The following is an 18269-nucleotide window of genomic DNA, read 5'->3' on the forward strand; positions in this document are numbered from 1 at the left end:
CGGCGGCCGGGGGGGATAATCCCCCCCGGACCCCCTTGATGGGAAACTCGTTTCAAGGGATTCCTGGGGCTGACTGGCAATTGAGTCGGTGATCGACGGAGTCAGCCGCAGTTGGGACGTGACAGGAACCACGGCTGCTCCGGCAGCCAACGGGCAGCGCTCTTTGGAGTTCCGACTGGGGAAGTCTGATCGAACGGTGCGCCTTGCAAGGCGGCGGGCGGACAGGGCGTCAGACCAGACCGGGAGGCGCAGGCGCTATCGCCGCTGGGCAAGAGGGCGAAACGGACCGGGAGTACAGGGCATGGACGGAGACTTAAAGTTTTTCTTGAAAGACAGCATCCGCAAGATGGTGGACTTTTCTCAGACCGCCCAGAACCAGGGACTGCCGCCCCCGCCCTTGCAAAAGCCGTATCCGGCCGATGCGGCCTTGCTGGCCCTGCCCCGGCCCGGCGAGTGGGCCGGCATTGGCGACGTGTCGGTGGCCGAGGCCATTGCCCGGCGCAAATCCCATCGCAGTTTTCACCGGGAGCTTTTGACCCTGGACGAACTGTCTTTTCTCCTGTGGGCCACCCAGGGGCTGCGCCAGGCTCCGGGGCTGGCCGGCGGACTGCGCACCGTGCCCTCCGCCGGCTGCCGCCACGCCTTTGAGACTTATCTGGCCATCTACAGGGTGCGGGGGCTTGAGCCGGCCCTGTACCGCTACCTGCCGGTGGAGCACGCCCTGGTCGAAACCGCCCGCATCGAACATCTGGATGAGGAGGTGGCCCTGGCCGCCTTCAACCAGGGCTTTGTGTCCCGGGGCGCGGTCACGTTTTTTTGGACGGCCGTGCCCGAGCGCATGGAATGGCGTTACGCCGAGGCCTCCTACAAGGTCATGGCCCTGGACGCCGGTCATGTCTGCCAGAACCTCTATCTGGCCTGTGAGGCCATCGGGGCAGGGACCTGCGCCATCGCCGCTTATGACCAGGAAGCCTGCGATACGCTTCTGGGTCTGGATGGAGAGAGCGAATTCACCATCTATCTGGCTCCGGTGGGCAAGGTCTAAAAACCGGCCGACAGGGCCGGCAAAGGAGGGAGAATCCATGGAACAAGCAGAAAAAACAGGGAAAAAAGTCGTGCTGTTCGCCTTTCGGGGCGACGTGTCGTGCTTTGTCCACGTGCTCCTAAACGCCATTGACTACCGGGAGAAGGGCTACGAAGCCAAAGTGGTGCTGGAAGGGGAGGCAACGAAGCTTGTGGCCCAATTGGCCAAGGCGGACAACCCCATGCACGCCTTGTTTGAAAAGACCAAGGCGCTCGGGCTGTTTGCCGGGGTGTGCCGGGCCTGCTCCCATGTCCTTGGCAGCCAGGAAGCCTGCGTGGCCGAGGGGATGGTCCTTCTGGACGATATGCATGGTCATCCGGGCATGGCCCGCTACAGCGAAGAGGGCTACAGCATCCTGATTTTCTAGGCCGCGTGCCTCACAAGACAACGTACGGGCATTTTTCCAGAAACAGTGTTGTCTTCCGGGTGGTTGCCTTGCATTCTGCGGGCATGGATCTCGCGGAGACGACACCAGCCTCTGCCAAGAAATCGGATTTTGGGGCCGGGGAGGGGCATAGCCGCTCCCGGCTGTTACTTGCGCTTGAACATCTTTTCCATTTCGCGCCGGCCAAAACGCACCGTCACCGGCCGGCCATGGGGGCAGTAGTCGCGTTCCGGAGCCTTGGCCCATTGGGCCAGCAGAGCGACGGCCTCGTCGTCGGTCAGCCGCGTGCCGGCCTTGATGGCCGTCTTGCAGCTCATGAGCACCCACAGATCCTGCAATGACTTGGACTGCCCGGTCAGGGCCGCGCCAAGGTATTCCCGGGCTTGTCCAACAGTGAGCCCCGGCGGCGCGCCGGTGATGGCGGCCATGCCCGGACGCGGCGTTTCCACCACAAAGCCCATGGCCCGAAGCTCGGTAAAAAGCGTCTGGAGCCGGGCCTGCTCCGAAGCATGGAGCGATATTTCCACCGGCATCCCGAGCGGCCGGCTGTGGCCCCGGCTGCCGCTGGCCTCCATGGCGGCGTAGATGACGCGCTCATGGGCGGCGTGCTGGTCCACCAGCACGAGCTCCCGGCCGAAATCCACAATGAGATAGGTGTCGTCGAACTGGCCCAGATAGCGCAGCCCCGGGGGCAGGGCCGATTCCAGTTCTTCAGGGGTGCGGGCGCGCAACGCCGTTTCTTCAGCGGCATAGCCGGCGTCGCCAGCGTCCCGGGCGGCCGCTGCCCGGCGGGCCACGGCCGGTGGATCATAATGGCGCGCTTGTCCGGTCGAGCCGGGCTGCCCGGCCTGTCCGAACTGGCCGGGCCGGGTCAGGGCGGCCGGGGCTTCCGCCACCCCGGAAGCCGGTCGGCCGGCTCCTGGGGTCCCTGGCAGGGGCGGCAGGGTTTCGGCAAACGAGGTGCGCCCAAAGCCTGACCCGTCGGGCAGGGACGCGGCCGACGGCGTGGTTTCATGGGGCGACGGCGCGTCGACGCGCACCAGCTCGTCGAGAAAATCTCGGCGGCTGGCGAATTTCGGCGCTTCGCCGTCGGCTTTGACCCACGGCTGGGGGGCCGGCACGGTGCGAAGGACCAGCGCTTTGTCCAACGCCGCGCCAACAGCCCGGCGCAAGTGCAGAAAAATGGTCTGTTCGTCCCGAAAGCGCACCTCGGTCTTGGCCGGGTGGACGTTGACGTCGAGGTCCTGCGGGTCAATCGTCAGGAAAATGACCACCTGTGGGTATTCCCGGGCCAGCAGCCGGCCTTTGTAGGCCTCGCGCACGGCAGCCAGGAGCACCCGGTCAAGGACGGGGCGGCCGTTGACGTAGAAATACATGCGGTCGGCCTTGCCTTGGGCCTTGAGCGGCTTGCCGAGTACCCCGGTCACGCTCACGCCGTCGGCAGCGTAGGCCACGTCGAAAAGATCCTCGGTGATGGCCGGCGGCCACAGGCCGGCGAGCCGGGCGGTCAGGGTCTGGCCGGCCGGAAAACGCAGGACCGTGCGGCCGCCGACCGTGAGCTTGAAGGCCACGTCCAGGCGGGTGAGCGCCGCCCGGGCAAAAAGTTCGGTGGCCCGTTTGGTCTCGACCGCCTCGGATTTGAGGAATTTGAGCCGGGCCGGCACGGCGGCAAACAGGTCGCGCACCTCGATGCGTGTCCCCTTGGCCAACGCGGCCGGACCGCGCTCCAGGATACGGCCGTTTTCCACGGCCACAAACGCGCCTTCCTCAAAGGCCTCATGGCGCGAGGCAATGCGGAAGCGCGACACCGAGGCGATGCTTGGCAGGGCCTCGCCGCGAAACCCGAAACTGGCGATGGTTTCCAGCTCGGCCATGGAGGTGATCTTGCTTGTGGCGTGGCGCGTGAGCGCCAGGGGCAGCTCTTCGGGCGTCATGCCGCCGCCGTCGTCGCTGACGATGAGGGCGGTGCGGCCACCGCCCTCGATGCTGGCCTCGATGCGGGAAGCTCCGGCATCAAGGCTGTTTTCCATAAGCTCTTTGAGCACGCTGGCCGGGCGTTCCACCACCTCGCCGGCGGCGATCTGGTTTTGCAGTTCCGGCGGCAGGATGCGGATGGTGCGATGGGTCGTGGCGTTTGACATGGTCCGTTTATACGCCTTTTCAACCCGCCCTGCCAGCCGGCTGATTCGGCTGGAAAACCGCTGCCGATGGGCGTAGGTACGGGCGGGTCGTCACCGTAAAGGAGCGTTTTATGCCCATCGAACACAACTACCTGCGCACCCTGGTCCGGGTCTCCAATATCGTTCGGAACTATGAATTGCTGTGCCGAAACGGCGGCCAGATCATTGCCGTGGTCAAGGCCGACGCCTACGGCCATGGGCTGGCGGAGACTGCTGCGGCCCTGGCCGCCGCCGGGTGTCAGGCCTTTGCCATCGGTTCGGTGGCCGAGGGCGCGGCCCTGCGCGAGGCGGGCCTTACCGCCGAGATCATCTCCCTGCTCGGGCCGGTCCTCCCGGAAGACGACACCCTGGCTATTGAAAAGGGCATCGTCCCCTTTATCCACGACTTTGCCCAACTCGATCGGCTGGCCGCCGCCTGCACGGCCCTGTCGCGCACGGCCCGGGTGGCGCTCAAATTCGACACCGGCATGGCTCGCCTGGGCTTTACCGAGGCCGACGCAGGAAGGCTCGCGGAGGTGCTCGGCAAGACGCCCTGCCTGGAAGTGGCCATGGTCAGTTCCCATCTGGCCACGGCGGATGATCCGGCCGCTTTTGACTTCGTGGCCGAGCAGGGGGCGCGTTTTGCCCGCATCTGCCAGACCCTGCGCCACGGCGGGCTGTCGTTTCGGGCCTCGCTGTGCAATTCCGCCGGCATCCTGGCCCACGCCGGCAGCATCGGCTTTGATGCCCGCCGGGCGGGTATTGCCCTCTACGGCGTCAATCCCTTTGCCGGCACCAGTCGTGCGGGCCTGGGCCTGGGCCTGTTGCCGGCCATGGAGACCACGACCCGCATTGTGTCGGTCCACGACCTGCCGCGCGGGGCGTCCGTCAGCTACGGTCGCACCTACGTGGCCGAGCGCGACATGCGGGTTGCCATCGTGGCTGCCGGCTACGCCGACGCCTACAGCCGGGGCCTTTCCAACAAGGGTTTTATGTGTCTGGCCGGCCGGCGCGTCCCCATCCTTGGCCGGGTGTGCATGCAGCTGACCGCCGTGGACGTCACCGGCCTTGACGTCGTCACGCCCGGCGACCAGATCCATCTGCTGGGCGGCGACGGCCCGGGGGCGATTACCGCCGACGAACTGGCCCTGTGGTGGGGGACCATTCCCTACGAGGTCTTTTGCCTGCTCGGGCTCAACCCTCGCCAGTACGTCTGAGGCCTTTGCCGGGCGGCTTGGTTGCAGGCATGGTTGCGCCACTGGTAGACAATTTGCTAGGGAGTTGCAGCAGTCCCGCAACCAAGGATGCATCGTTTCCGATCATGAAGCGCCACACCCTGTTTCTCAATATGTACAGCGCCATGCTCGACGCCCTGGGACCCAGCGGCTGGTGGCCGGCCAAGACGCCCTTTGAGATGGCCGTGGGCGCGATCCTCACCCAGAATACCAACTGGCAGGGGGCTGCCCGGGCCATGGACAACATCCGTTTGTCCGGCCGGCTCGATCCTGTGGCCCTCTACGAACTGCCGGACGGCGAGCTGGCCGAATTGCTGCGTCCGGCCGGCTATTTCCGGCTCAAGGCCGGTCGACTTAAAAATCTCCTGGCGCTCATTGTCGAAGATCTGGGCGGCGACATCCTCACCCTGGCCGACGCCGGGCTGGAGACGGCCCGGGAGCGGCTGCTGGCCGTCAAGGGGGTGGGGCCGGAGACCGCCGACAGTATCCTGCTCTATGGCCTGGGTCTGCCGAGCTTTGTGGTGGATGCCTACACCGCGCGTATTTGCTCCCGGCACGCGCTTGTCCCTGAAGACGCCTCCTATGATGAATTGCGCGAACTGTTTATGGACGCGCTGCCGGTCGACGTCGGGCTCTACAATGAATTCCATGCCCTGCTCGTGCGGGTGGGCAATGGCTGGTGCCGCCCGCGCGCGCCCAAATGCGACGCCTGTCCCCTGGGCCGGTTTTTGCCGTGACCCGCCGGGCCGTCTGCTTTTGTCTGGCGCTTCTTGGAGCCCTGGGCCTGACCCTGACTCTGACCGCAGGTCCGGCCCTGGCCCGCAAGCCGGTTGCGCCCGACCCGGCCGAGGCCCGGGCGCGCCTGGGCGAGGCCCGGGCCAGGGTGGCGGCCAGCGAGGCCGAGACCCGGCGCTTGTCCCGGCAGTTGGCGGCCTTGGAGGCGGCCCGCGACGGCGAGGGCAGGCGTCTGGCCTCTTTGCTGGCCGCCCTGTGGCCCCTTCGGGCCGAGAGTCTGGCCGCCGGCGGGCCTGCCGGCAGCGACTGGGCCGCATCCGATCGCCGCTACGTCTGGACCCGGTCGCTCTATGAAGCAGCGCTCACAGCCCGGCAGGCCTTCGACGCGGCTGCGGCCAAGGCCCGGCAGGGGCGTCTGGCCCGGGACGATGCGGCCCTGCGCCTGCTGGCCGGCCAGAAGGAATCGGATCGGGCCTTTTCCGATGCCGTGGCCACCCGGGTGCGCGAGCTGGAAAACGCCCCAGGGTATCGGGTGGACAATGGCGCGATCCTGCTCGGACAGGCCCTGGAATCGACGATCCCTCCAGGCGATCCGCAGGCCCCGGGGGCCGGGGGCGATGCCGGGCCGGCTGTTTTTGCCCCGCCGTCCGGCGGCTTGTCCTGGCCAACGCCCGGCAAGGTGCTCGTCCCCTTTGCCGCCGCCAACCAGGCTTACCGCCAGGGTATGGTTCTTGCAGCTCCACAGGGTTCGCCCGTGGTTGCCGCCGCGGCCGGCCGGGTGGTTTTTACCGGCACATTGCGCGGTCTTGGCCGAGTGGTCATCCTGACCCATGACGATCGCTGCCATACGGTCTACGCCTGCCTCGACAGCAGCGCGGTGTCCGTCGGCGAAGCCGTGTCCGGCGGGGCTTCCCTCGGGAGCAGCGGCTATTGCAACCAGATGCGGGCTTCCGGCGTCTATTTCGAATTGCGTTTTCGGGAAAAAGCCCTTAATCCGGCGGAGTGGCTTGCCGTCAGGCGCTAGGGCTTGCTTCTGGCCGGCGGCGTGGGATTTACCCACAGCTCCGGCCGTTTCGAGGTCCGTCAGTTTCGTGGAGGAGATGGTATGCGTTTTTTGACCAAAGTGTCGTGTTCCCTGGCCGTCTGCCTGGCCCTTGGCTCCGCTGCCTTTGCCGCTGCGAAACCTGAGGAAGACCGGTTTGCACCGCTCAAGCGCTTCAGCCAGGTCATGGATCTGGTGGAAAATCATTACGTCAAGCCCGTGACCCGCAATGAACTGATCGATGGGGCCATTGTCGGGATGCTCCAACAACTCGATCCCCATTCGAGCTTTTTGTCCAAAGACGAATTCAAGGAGATGCAGGTCAGCACCTCTGGCGAATTTGGCGGCATCGGCATCGAGATCAGCATGGAAAACGGCCGCCTGACCGTTATTTCCCCCATTGACGACACGCCGGCCGACAAGGCCGGCATCAAGTCCGGCGACGTCATTTTGGAGATCGAAGGCGAGTCCACCCAGGACATGACCCTGGTCGACGCCGTGCAGAAGATTCGCGGCCCCAAGGGCAAGGCCGTGTCCCTGACCTTGTTGCACAAGGATCAGCAAAAGCCCTTCAAGGTCAAGGTGGTGCGCGACACCATCCCGATTATCAGCGTCAAAGCCAATGAAGTCGAACCGGGCTACCTCTACATTCGCCTCAATCGCTTCAACGAGAATACCACCGCCGAGCTGAAACAGGCCCTGGCCGATTATCAGAAGGGCGGCAAGCAGCTCAAAGGCACCATCCTTGATCTGCGCAACAACCCCGGCGGTCTGCTCGAACAGGCCGTCAACGTGTCCGACGTGTTCCTGCCCAGCGGCCAGATCGTTTCCATCAAGGGCAAGAATCAGGAACAGGAAAAGATTTTTTCGGCCAAGGGCGACGGCGCTGACGTTGCGTCGCCCCTAGTGGTGCTCATTAATTCCGGTTCCGCTTCGGCTTCGGAGATCGTGGCCGGTGCGCTCAAGGACCACAAGCGCGCTCTGCTCGTCGGCGAGAAGACCTTTGGCAAGGGGTCGGTGCAGACTGTTATCCCGCTTTCCGACGGCTCCGGCATCAAGCTGACCACGGCTCTCTACTACACGCCAAGCGGCCGCTCCATCCAGGCCGAAGGCATCGAACCCGACTTCATGGTCCCCATCCAGGATACCGAGTCTGATCGAGACAAGCTCTCGGCCAACCACCAGTTCCGTGAGCGCGACCTGACCCGGCACCTGGAAAACAAGAAAAAGAAGGCGTCCGAGGCAACCGATGATCCCAAGCAGAAGATGCTCGATCAGCTTGCCCGGGACAATCAGCTCAAACTCGCTCTGGAATTGGTGAAGTATTTCCCCATCAAAACCTACGTCCCCTAAGAAGCGCCCAGCCAAGAAGGGAGCCGCCAAACCCGCCAAGGGACCGGGCAAGGCTCCCAAGGGCTCACGAGCCGGAGGGAACAAACATATTGTTCTCTCCGGCAAACCTGTTTTGACAGCCGTGGCCGGTCTGGCCCTGGCTGCCACTCTCGTCGTGCTTGCGTCCATGCTCTTCGGGCCTTTTCCGTCGCCGCCCTGGGAACGCATCGTTGCTCCGGCGGTCAAGGCAACGGCGCCCAAACAGGCGGCCGAGAAAAAGAAACGCGAAGTGGCTAAGCCGCAGCCCCATCTCCAGCCGCAGCCCCATCCCCAGTCGCAGGCACAGCCCCAGTCACAGGCCCAGGCGCAGACCCCGGAACAGATTCTCGCCGAGGCTCTGGCCCAGGCCCAGGCGAAAGCCCAGGCGCAGGCTGCGGCCCAGCCGGCAACACAGGCGGCTGTCCACTACGAAGAACATCTCCCGGCCCAGGCCGGTCAGCCCGAAAACGAGAGCTCCAGCCATGAAGTGCGCGGTCGGGTCGAACCACCGGCCCAGTTTGCCGCGTCCGATCCTGCTCCGCCCGACCCGCAGGCGCATCCCCTGGCCCGTGACGCCGGCAAGGCTCCCCGCATGGTCGTGATCATCGACGATATTGGCGATCACCCGGTTATGGCCAAAAACCTGACGGAATTGCCGTTTCCCGTCACCCTGGCCATCCTGCCCAACCGGCCCAGAACCCGCTCCGTGGAAGCCATGGCCGTGGCCCAGGGTGTGGAAATCATCCTGCACCAGCCCATGCAGCCCGGCAGCTATCCGCGCGTCAACCCCGGTCCCGGGGCGCTTTTCACGGATATGGACGCCGAACACATCAAAACCATCCTGCGCGACAATCTCGCCCAAGCGCCGCACGTCAAAGGCATCAACAACCACATGGGCTCCACCTTTACCAGCTATCCCGAAGGCATGGCCGCCGTCATGGATGTGCTCAAGGAAAAGGGCCTTTTTTTTCTGGATTCCGTCACCTCTGCCGTCAGCGCCGCTCCGGAGGCCGCCCGCAGGGCCGGCGTGCCGTTTTATCGCCGCGCCGTGTTCCTCGACAACGTCCGCAACGTCCGGACCATCCTGGGGCAGCTCAAAACCGCCGAACGAAACGCCATCAAAAACGGCCGGGCCATTGCCATAGGCCATCCCTACGGCGAAACCCTGGAAGCCCTGAAAGTTTGGGCCAGGGAACGCGACAGCAGTGTTGCCGTGGTCACGCTGACCGAACTTGGCCCTGAATTCTAAGCTTGCCTGTCCAAGTTTGGACGTTCCCCCAACCGTCGTCCTCCCACACCCAAGCCGGAGCCAACCCCGCCATGCAGACCGCGCCGCTCATTGCCTTGCTAACGGACTTCGGCCTGGCCGACCCGTATGTCGGCCAGATGAAATCGGTTCTGTTGTCGGCCGCGCCCGGGGTGCCTGTGGTGGACATCAGCCATGGGGTGGGCATGGGGGATGTGGCGCAGGCGTCGTTTTTCCTGGCGGCGACGCTGCCGTGGTTGCCGCCCGGGGCGGTGGTGGCGGCGGTGGTGGACCCCGGGGTGGGCACGTCGCGGCGGGCAGTCGTGGCAGAGATGGACTCGCGGCTGGTGGTGGCTCCGGACAATGGCCTTTTGACCTTGGCCTTGGCCCGGGGGCAGGGGGTGCGGGCCTATGACGTGACGCCCCGGGTGACGCCGGCCAGCGCAACGTTTCACGGCCGGGACGTCTTTGCGCCGCTGGCGGCTCGGCTGGCTATGGGCGAGACGGTTGCGGCGCTCGGCTATGTCCTGTCCCTTGGCGAGTTAACAGTATTGCCGGGGTTGTCGGCCGAGCGGCAAGGGAATCTTGTCTCGGCCCGGGTGTTGTCCGTGGACGGGTTTGGCAATGTGGTCACGAGTTGCGACGACGGGACTGTTGGCGGAGGCTGGGGGCGGACGGAGTTGGTTGTGCCGGTTTCGCGGCGGCTTGTCCGGGCCGTGACCTATGCGGACATCGGTCCTGGGGAGGTCGGGCTGTTGGTCGGCAGCCAGGGCTATCTGGAGTTGGCCGTGAACGGCGGATCGGCAGCGGCGGTCTTGGGTCTGTCGCGGGGCGAGGGGTTGGAATTGTTGTTGCCGGCGGGATTACATGAAAATCATTAGGAATTATCTGGCGGCGCTGGGTTTCTTGACGCGCCTGGGACCGGTTGCGGTTGATCCGGACATGGCAGGCTGTGTGCCGCTTTTCCCGGCAGTGGGGGCAACCCTTGGCCTTGTCCTGACGCTGCCGCTGGTGCTTGGCCTGTTTGGCGGCCATCCGCTTGCCGGCTCGTTTGCCTACGCCGTGGCCAATCTGGCCCTCACCCGGGGGCTGCATCTCGACGGCTTTGCCGACGTGGCCGACGCCTGGGGCAGTATGGCCCGGGGCGACCGATTTTTTGCCATCATGAAGGACAGCCGTATCGGCGCATTTGGCGGCATGGCCTTGGTGGTGGCTGTGGCCGGGCAGGCCTGTTTTGGCGCTGAGCTGCTCTCGGGGGGGCCGGTGTGGCTGTTGGCGGCCGCACCCGTGGTTGGGCGGTCGGCGGCAGTGGCGCTCATGCGGGCCTGCTTTGATATTCCCCGGCCGGGCCTTGGGTCGCTGTGTCTGCCGGGGGCGACCTGGGGGAACACGGCCTTTGCGGTCGGTCTTGGTCTGGCCTGCCTGCTGGCGGCGGGCGGAATGCGGGCGGCCGTGACGGGGACGGGGCTTTGCGCCCTGGTCGTCTGGCGGCTGGCCCGGCTGGCCCGGCAAAACGGCGGGGTCAACGGCGATTTTCTGGGCGCGGCCATTGTCGGCGGCGAACTGGCTGTGTTGGCCGGGGGACTGCTGTAACAAGTGGCCCGGGTCTTGCTGGTATGGCTGCGACCGACGGAAAACCGGCAGGGGACATATGGCCAAGCCTTTTCGATTCAATCTTGAGCGCGTCCTGGACGTCCGCACCCAATTGGAGGAGCGGGCCAAGATGGAGTTTGGCAAGGCCATGGCTGCCTGCACCGAGAAAAAGCAGCAGATCCACCGCCTGGAAAACGAGAAGAACGCCCGGGAATCCTCCATGTCCCAGAAAGCCGTGGTGACTCCCGAGGAGCTTTGGTTGTGGCAGGCCTACCGCACCCGGCTGGTGGACGACATCAGACAAGCCCATGTGCAGCTGGCCGAACTGGACGAGGTCCGGGAACGCTGTCGTCGTACCCTGGTGACTCGGGCCAAAGATAAGAAACTCCTTGATAAACTCAAATCCAATAAGGCCGAACGCCATGCCCAGGAAGAACGTCTCGCCGAGCAAAACGAAAACGACGACATGGCGTCCATCCGCTATCAGCCGCCGGTTCTCTGACATCGGCGAGGGTGCGTTGTCGTGGCTTGAGCGCGTCTCCGGCCGCATTGCCCCCCGGGCCACCAAGGTGCTCGGTATTTTCGTCATGCTGGCGGCCATCAAGCTTGGCATCCTGGTCTTTATGGGGCTGGATCTGCTCTTGCCCGATCCGCCGGTCCAGGTGGCCCAGCGTTCCATCCTGCCGGCTCCCTTTGCCGGCCCGACGCCGGTGTTGGCCCAGCAGAAGCCGGGCAATCCCCTGCCGCCGGCCACCGTGCCGCCAAGTGCCACGCCTCCGGCCAATACCTCCGGCGCACCCGATTCCAATGCCCTGCTCAAACGCCAGGATGAGCTGGATCAGCGCGAACAGGCGCTCAAAAGCCTTGAGGCCGAACTCAACTCCCGGGTGGCCAAGCTCAAGGAGATGGAGACGAGCATCAAGGGCATGCTCGAAGAGGCCAAGGGCGTCAAAGACCAGAAGCTCAAGCACCTGATCGACGTCTATTCCAACATGAACGCCAAGCAGGCGGCCAAGGTTCTTGAAACCCTGGACAACGGCATCGCAGTCAAAATTCTGGCAGGGATGCGCGGTCGTCAGGCCGGCGACGTGCTCAACAACATGGAAGCCAAGAAAGCGGCCGGACTGACCGAAATGTTGACCAAGATCCAGCTGCCGCCCCAGGACGGGGCCGGCCCGGGCGCCATGTAATATGCCCCGGCTGCGTCTGACCCTGGCCTATGACGGCACGGCCTTTGCCGGCTGGCAAGTGCAGGCTCCCGGTTTTGGCCGCACGGTCCAAGGCTGCCTGGAGGAGGCGCTTTCGCGCCTGTGCGCCGCGCCTGTGCGGGTGCACGGGGCCGGGCGCACCGACTCCGGGGTGCATGCCTTGGGCCAGGTGGCCCATGCCGACGTGCCCAAATCGCGCCTCGGCTTCCACTGGCAAAAGGGGCTTAACGCCTTGCTCCCCAAGGACATGGCGGTCCTTGACGCCTGCGAGGTTGCCCCGGATTTCCATTCCCGGTTTGATGCCGTGGGCAAGGAGTACCGCTACACCCTGTGGACCGGGGCCGGTTACGTCCTGCCCTGGCGGCGGCCCTACGTCTGGGACATGGGACGTTTTGGGCCGTTTGATGTGGCGGCCATGGACGCGTGCGCCGCGCTTTTTGCCGGCAGCCACGATTTCGCGGCCTTTCAAAATATCGGCACGATCGTCAACACCACGGTACGCCATGTCCATGGCGTGACCCGGCTGCCGGAGGCCTGCGCGCACGAGATGGTTTGGCAGTTTCGGGCCGAGGGTTTTTTGAAGCAGATGGTGAGAAACCTCATGGGCGCGCTGGTGGCCGTGGGGCGCGGTAAAGTTTCCCCTGAAGATATCCGATCGGTTCTGACGAAAGGGCAAAGAAGCCTTGCGCCGGGGACCGCTCCGGCTTGCGGGCTTTGCCTGCATGCGGTGGAGTACGCATCGGATGGCCGGGGGCATAAGCGACATCTATTTCACCAGCCTGAGGCTGGCCAAGGGTGAGTCCGTTGCCGAGGCATCTTCGGCTGCGTCCGTGCCAAGCGTGCCCGGGGCCTCGACCCATCTGGCCCGCGACGCCTGGACGAGCAGCGAAAATGCCGGGGAGGGTCTCACCGCCGGTCTGTCGCTTCGCCTGTCGCGCTTCGAGCGCGCCCTGTCCCGTTTCAACTGGCCGACAGTGGATGCGCCCTGGCAAAACTCCCGCCTCGTGGTGCGTGACAGCAGCCTGGAAAACGCGGTTTCGGCCCGCACCATCGCCTCCGGCCAGGCCATAAATCCCAACAAGCTCCTCTCCAGCGCCAAAACCTCCATTGCCGCCTCGGGCATCGCCGCGGGGGACTATGCCTTCCGCGTCACCCAGCAAGGGCCGGGCGGGCAAAGCAGCCAGCACGAGACCTTTGCCGTTTCGGTGGGGAAAAGCGACACCTGGGGCACGGTGCTTGGCAAGGTGGCCGAGGCTGTCAACGGCTCCAAGGCGTTAAGCGTCCAGGCCAACGTGGCCCTGCAGCAGTCCCCCTTTGCCCTGGATGACGCCCTGCCCGGCGTCGGCTCGGCCCTGACCCTGTCGGTCAACCCGGCCCGCACGGCCCAGGCCGTCAGCGTCGCCGACACCTCCGGCAACCTGCTCCACGCCCTGGGGATGCGCGCCGCCGCCGTCCCCAATGCTCCGGCCGAGGCCCGCACCCGCATGGTGGGGGCAACGCGGCAGGCCCAGCCGACCTCTTTTCATACCACTGGCTACGATCCCGGCGCGGCCGCCACGCTGGCAACCGGCTTGCATACCTTCGCCTATGCCGTGGGGAGCGCTGCTCAACCGACTTCCTACGTGTCCACGGCCCGCGACCCGGAGGCCGCGACCACCCTCGCCGCTGGAACGTACGGCTTTCGCGTGGCCATGGGCGAAACCGTCCGCGACCTGTCCGTGGCCGTTAAAACCGGCTGGACCTGGGGCGACGTGCAAAATGCCGTGGCCGGACAAATTAACGCCCAGGCGGTGTCCACCTGGAACGCCTCCAAGACGGCCGTGGAACTCGTCGGTGCCCCGAGCTACACCATCCCCGGAGTCACCGCCGTCAGCCGGGCGGTGTCCGTGCCATCGAGCACCGAGGCCACGGCCAATACCAGGGCGCGCCAACTCACCGTGACCACCGCCGCCGGTTCCGAAGGGCAGGCCCTGACGCTCACCGATACCCAGGGCGGCATCCTTTCCGCCCTGGGCCTGACTACCAAGCTGACGGGAACCACCGTCAATGTGGCCGTGCGCAAGGACGATACCGCAGCCGATGTCCTCGGGGCCGTGGCCCGGTCCATTCCCATGACCAGCGGCCGGGTGGCCGGCGGCGTCATCACCGAGACACTCCCCTCTGCGGCCGTCCCGGGGAAAAGCCTGACTCTGGCCGGCCGGGCCGCTACGCTCACGCTTGTAAATCGCCGCCTGGGCGAGCGCCTCGTCCTCACCGACGGCGCATCCGGTCTGCTCGCCAGCCTGGGCCTTGATGCCACGCTTCCGGGCCAGGACGGGGAAATCCAGGTAGACGGCGTGTCCCTGGCCTCGGAGAATAATGCCTACGCCCTGGACTCCGGCCGTCTGGTCTTGGAAACGTCGGCCGATACCGGCGCGGTTTTGCCGCTGACCGTCACCCGCGCCCTGGACAGCCTGCAACAGCGCCTGGGCGACGTGGTGACCAGCTACAATGATGTCCGCAAGTATCTCAGTGCAAATAATGGATTTTTTACAACATCGCTGTCCGACGCCCTGTCGCGGCCCGTTACCGACAACTGGTCCGGTCTGTCCGACCTGGGATTTTCCAAGACAAGGCGCAATGACCAGCTCTGGGTGCAAAACGACCGCTTCTGGCAACACCTGGCAACCGACCCGCGCGACGCCACCCGGACTCTGGTCGGTGGGGCAACCAGCCTTATCCCGGCCTGGAAAACGGCTGTCAGCGACATTAAAACGGCAGGAGTCTCCAGTTTTCTGACGCCGGAAACCGAGAATCTTGGCCGCATCAGCCCGCGCGTCAGTGAATTTGCCCTGGAGCGCAAGCATCGGCTGATCGACCTGCTGGGGTAGGGGGAAAAGCGGCGTCGGGCAGACAATCGGGGAGTTCTCCCGGGAACCGGGGGCCGGTTGGGGGTTGGGGCGAGGCCGTTAGGCCTGCTGCGCAGTACGCGGCAGCATCGCTGCCCAGCGCGTCCCATCAGCGGCTTCCTGCCGTCGGTCATTTTTCCACTCCAACTCCACTTCGCCTTGCCCGGGGCGAGGCTCTCCCCCGGTCGCCGGGGCAATGGTGGTTCTCGTCAAGGTCAAACGCCGCATGGTACGGCCCCGCCTCTTTTCCCCTCTTCTCTTGCCGAACTTCCGCCCGCCGATTTGGCAGCGTACTCGGTCAAATCAAACTCCCTCCAGGAGGGGATTCCAACGGGCAGACAGGTTGACCACAACTGACCCGTTTGACACTCCCCGTCAAAAACCCCTTAAAAAACCTCTTCCCGTTGGGGGGTCCGGGGGCCTCAGGCCCCCGGCCGCCGGAGGCCTCTTCTCATCCAATCCTATTTCCCCCGCGCTTCGAATTTCGCCACGATGCGGTCCTGCCAGCGGGACAGGGTGTAGGAGACGGGCAGACTGACCACGGCGAGCAGGCACATGGCGGCAAAGGGGGGCAAGCTCTTGAGCAGGTTTGCGCCGTAGCCGAGGATGGGCTGGTGGAGCAGGTAGAAACTGTACGAGGTGGCAGCGGCCAGGGAGACGACGGGTTTGGCCCCGAGTCGGGCCATGGCCGGCCAGGAGAAGAGCGAACCGGCCAGTCCCAGGCAGACGATGGTGAGGAGAATATGGGCCAGGATGGCCGGCAGGTGGGCCTTGAAGACGATGGCCAGGGGCAGGGCGAGGTAGGTTGCGGCCAGGAAGCCGACCAGCCAGGAGGTCGGGATGCCGGTTTCGGGGTCGCCATCCCTGAGTGCGGCGGCGCGGGCTTTCCAGACCAGGGCAAAAGCCATGCCCAGGGCGAATTCGGGCAGCCGGTAGGGCAGATTGAAGTAGAGCATGTAGTCGAACAGGGCGGCGGTGGTGCTGACTTTGGCCAAAAGCGACAGGACGATCCACAGGCCCCAGCCGCTGGCGAGGCAGCCAATGGTGGTCCGGGCCGGGCCGTACTTGGTAAAAAGGCGCAGGAGCAGCGGGAAGGTCAGGTAGAACTGGGCCAGGAGTCCCATCCACCACAGGGCCGGTTCGAGGCAGAAAAAGCGCGCCGGATCGAAGGTTTGCACGAAAAAGAGCTTTTCGGCCACGCAGGCTCCCAGGGCGGCCAGGGGCATGGCCCCGGCGATCAGCGCCACGACGCTCCACAGGGCCAGGGAGAGGTAGTATTGCGGGGTGATGCGGCCGAAGCGGCGGCGGAAAAAGTCAAAGTAGGCCAGGGGCGGCTTGCCGCCGGGATTGGCGTGGGGCAAGGTGAGCACGAAGCCGGTGATGGCGTTAAAGACCACCACGCCGAGGTAGCCCTGGCTCATGATGTCGCCAAGAATGGGACCAAAGGGGTTTTGCGCGCCGCCGTCGGGCAGCACGGTCCAGAGATGGTAGAAAAAAATGCCGAACATGGCCAGGACCCGGATGCTCTCGATCTGGGTGACGCGGCGCTGCATGGGGATTCCTTTGGTCGGTTGTGGGTGGGGCTGGGCGCGGGCGGCATCAGATGCGCCTTTGGCCGCCGGAATGCTCTTGTTGTGGCGAAAAGCCGGACATATTGCAAGGTTCGGGAGGGAAATCGGTCATGCGGGTGACGTTTGTGGGCGTTGGCGAGGCATTTGACGAGTGTTTGCCCAATACGAGTCTGTTTGTGGCCGGCATGACCGGCGAGTCGCGGCGAACGGTGCTTTTGGACTGCGGCTTCACGGCGGCGGCCGCCTTTTTCGGTTGTCCCAGCCTGTCTGATGCCGACCGCCGCGACGGCCCGGACGCGGTCTGGCTTTCCCATTTTCATGGCGACCACTATTTCGGTCTGCCCTATCTGCTGGCCCGGATGCAGGAGCAGGGGCGGGCGCAGCCGCTTTGCATCCATGGCGGCGAGGGCGTGGCGAACCGGGTGTGGCAGGTTGTCGAGCTAGCCTATCCGAATCTGCGGGACAGGCTGGATTTCGAGGTGGTGTGTCTTGAGGCCCGACCGGATGCGCCGTTGGTGATTGCCGGATTTTCGGCCCGGGCGGCTGTGACCGGGCATGGTGCGCTCTGCCTGGGGCTGCGCTTGGAGACGCAGTTCGGGATTCTGTATTACGGCGGCGACGGCGCGCCGACGCCGGCCTGCCGGGAACTGGCCTCGGGCTGCGCCCTGGTGGTCCAGGAAGGGTATGGGATGTTGCCGGGCATGGCCGGGCATGGCTCGGTGGCTGAGGCGGTGGAGATGGCCGAGGCGGCCTGGGCCAACACCCTGGCCGTGGTCCATGTGCGTCGGGAGCTTCGCCGGGAGCGAGGGGCGGAGATCGCCCGGCAGTTGGCGGCGGCGTCGATCCGGGCCTTGCTCCCGGAGCCGGGCGAGGTGTTTGAGGCCTGATCTCAGCGCGAGGCGTTGCCCATGGCCGAGTCGCCAACCACCAGATAACTGCCGGGGAGCGACACCGGGCGTCGATCCGGGCGCAACAGCCACATGTCGCGGGCTTTCTCCGTCGCGGCAATGTACTCATAATGCCGGTCGAGGATGGAATGCTGGTCGAGGAAGGCATTGGCCGCCGCCGAGACCCGCACGCAGCCCTTGGAGTCCGGTCCGCCCAGACGGGGTTCGCCCTGGTCGGGGTCGGTTGCATGCATTAAAAGGCGCATCTGGCTGTCGTAGACCCCTTGGCGAAACTGGCGCGGGGCCTGCTGGTAACCGAAATCCCAGACCCGGCTGCCGCGTGCGCCAAGGCCGCGCCAGCCTTTGCTGTTTTTGGTCCCTTCGGCCCGATAGCCCCAGTTCTCTGGCAGGTGTTCAAAGACGCCGACCGGGGTAATAAACGAGTCTTCCCCGGGGCGCAGCTTGCCCGAGGAAATAAAGTCGGCTCCGAGCAGGACGACATGTTGTCCGGCGGCGTCGAAAAAGGCCAGGAGAATCAGCTGGGTCGAGGGGTTCCGGTCGGCGTAGACAAAGTACTGGCTCACGGACAGGTCAGCCCCGGCAGCTCTCAGGCGGTCCAGGGCGTCGGCGCGCACGACGTCGCGGTAGGACTGTGACGGCGCGTGCAGCAGGTCAAGGCGGCGTTTGCCGGCCTTGCTGCCGAAACGGGCCATGGTTTTGGCCGTGACCGTGGCGGCAAACTCCCGGCTGACCTGGGAGAGTTCCTGGCGCAGCGCAGGGTCGGCGACACGGGCGGTTTCGGATGCGGCAAAGCCCGGAGCAGCGGCCGGTGCGGCATTCCCGGCGGGTTCCTGGCTGGTTTTGG

17 protein-coding genes are annotated in these 18269 nt (G+C 65.4%); 14 read left to right on the top strand and 3 right to left on the bottom strand.

The features are described from left to right. The first annotated feature begins 301 nt into the window (after positions 1–301). Both NY78_RS16445 and NY78_RS16450 read left to right on the top strand, forming a co-directional pair. Entirely contained in the window at positions 302–1045 is a 744-nt protein-coding gene (locus NY78_RS16445) for a SagB/ThcOx family dehydrogenase (protein WP_043638212.1), read from the top strand. Between the two features lie 37 nt (positions 1046–1082). Next, positions 1083–1451, top strand: a complete 369-nt coding sequence (locus NY78_RS16450; RefSeq protein WP_043638215.1) for a hypothetical protein — start codon at positions 1083–1085, stop codon at positions 1449–1451. Positions 1452–1615: 164 nt separating this feature from the next. Here NY78_RS16450 and mutL read toward each other — a convergent pair whose 3' ends face one another. After that, positions 1616–3610 (bottom strand): DNA mismatch repair endonuclease MutL, encoded by a 1995-nt coding sequence (mutL, locus tag NY78_RS16455; RefSeq protein ID WP_043638216.1) that lies wholly within the window; start codon positions 3608–3610, stop codon positions 1616–1618. Positions 3611–3720: 110 nt separating this feature from the next. Between mutL and alr the strand changes: the two genes are divergently transcribed. The 11 genes from alr (at position 3721) to NY78_RS16510 (ending at position 14928) form a co-directional block, all read left to right on the top strand. Further along, positions 3721–4845, top strand: coding sequence for an alanine racemase (gene alr, locus NY78_RS16460; RefSeq protein ID WP_043638219.1), 1125 nt, complete (start codon positions 3721–3723; stop codon positions 4843–4845). Between the two features lie 104 nt (positions 4846–4949). After that, positions 4950–5600, top strand: coding sequence for an endonuclease III domain-containing protein (locus tag NY78_RS16465; protein WP_043638220.1), 651 nt, complete (start codon positions 4950–4952; stop codon positions 5598–5600). Then, positions 5564–6622 (top strand): murein hydrolase activator EnvC family protein, encoded by a 1059-nt coding sequence (locus NY78_RS16470; RefSeq protein ID WP_043638221.1) that lies wholly within the window; start codon positions 5564–5566, stop codon positions 6620–6622. The genes NY78_RS16465 and NY78_RS16470 overlap by 37 nt, the downstream gene beginning before the upstream one ends. Positions 6623–6703: 81 nt before the next feature. Beyond that, positions 6704–7993 carry a S41 family peptidase gene (locus tag NY78_RS16475; RefSeq protein ID WP_043638222.1) on the top strand — a complete coding sequence of 430 codons (1290 nt, stop codon included), beginning with the start codon at positions 6704–6706 and terminating at the stop codon, positions 7991–7993. A gap of 121 nt (positions 7994–8114) precedes the next feature. Next, complete coding sequence (locus NY78_RS16480) at positions 8115–9260, top strand: divergent polysaccharide deacetylase family protein (RefSeq protein WP_231584025.1); 1146 nt, start codon at positions 8115–8117, stop codon at positions 9258–9260. Positions 9261–9331: 71 nt separating this feature from the next. Then, positions 9332–10138: an SAM hydrolase/SAM-dependent halogenase family protein gene (locus NY78_RS16485; RefSeq protein ID WP_043638227.1), complete on the top strand. Its 807-nt coding sequence runs from the start codon at positions 9332–9334 to the stop codon at positions 10136–10138. Beyond that, positions 10125–10850: an adenosylcobinamide-GDP ribazoletransferase gene (locus NY78_RS16490; RefSeq protein WP_043638230.1), complete on the top strand. Its 726-nt coding sequence runs from the start codon at positions 10125–10127 to the stop codon at positions 10848–10850. The genes NY78_RS16485 and NY78_RS16490 overlap by 14 nt, the downstream gene beginning before the upstream one ends. Before the next feature lie 58 nt (positions 10851–10908). After that, positions 10909–11352: a flagellar export protein FliJ gene (fliJ, locus tag NY78_RS16495; RefSeq protein WP_043638233.1), complete on the top strand. Its 444-nt coding sequence runs from the start codon at positions 10909–10911 to the stop codon at positions 11350–11352. Positions 11353–11368: 16 nt separating this feature from the next. Continuing rightward, a complete protein-coding gene (locus NY78_RS16500; protein WP_231584024.1) occupies positions 11369–12040 on the top strand; it encodes a MotE family protein in 672 nt (223 codons plus the stop codon). A 1-nt stretch (position 12041) separates the two neighbouring features. After that, positions 12042–12857, top strand: coding sequence for a tRNA pseudouridine(38-40) synthase TruA (gene truA, locus NY78_RS16505; protein WP_043638235.1), 816 nt, complete (start codon positions 12042–12044; stop codon positions 12855–12857). Further along, a complete protein-coding gene (locus tag NY78_RS16510) occupies positions 12802–14928 on the top strand; it encodes a hypothetical protein (protein WP_043638237.1) in 2127 nt (708 codons plus the stop codon). The genes truA and NY78_RS16510 overlap by 56 nt, the downstream gene beginning before the upstream one ends. Positions 14929–15407: 479 nt before the next feature. Here the strand turns inward: NY78_RS16510 and NY78_RS16515 are convergent, their stop codons facing one another. Beyond that, complete coding sequence (locus NY78_RS16515; RefSeq protein ID WP_043638247.1) at positions 15408–16499, bottom strand: acyltransferase family protein; 1092 nt, start codon at positions 16497–16499, stop codon at positions 15408–15410. 128 nt (positions 16500–16627) lie between these two features. Between NY78_RS16515 and NY78_RS16520 the strand changes: the two genes are divergently transcribed. Continuing rightward, a complete protein-coding gene (locus NY78_RS16520) occupies positions 16628–17404 on the top strand; it encodes an MBL fold metallo-hydrolase (RefSeq protein WP_043638252.1) in 777 nt (258 codons plus the stop codon). A gap of 2 nt (positions 17405–17406) precedes the next feature. On the opposite strand, the gene NY78_RS16525 is transcribed toward NY78_RS16520, so the two are convergent. Next, positions 17407–18269, bottom strand: an 863-nt coding sequence (locus NY78_RS16525; protein WP_043638260.1) for a L,D-transpeptidase, incomplete at its 5' end; no start/stop codon positions are given.

Origin of the sequence: Desulfovibrio sp. TomC (genome assembly GCF_000801335.2) — a bacterium.
Classification (GTDB): Bacteria; Desulfobacterota; Desulfovibrionia; order Desulfovibrionales; family Desulfovibrionaceae; genus Solidesulfovibrio.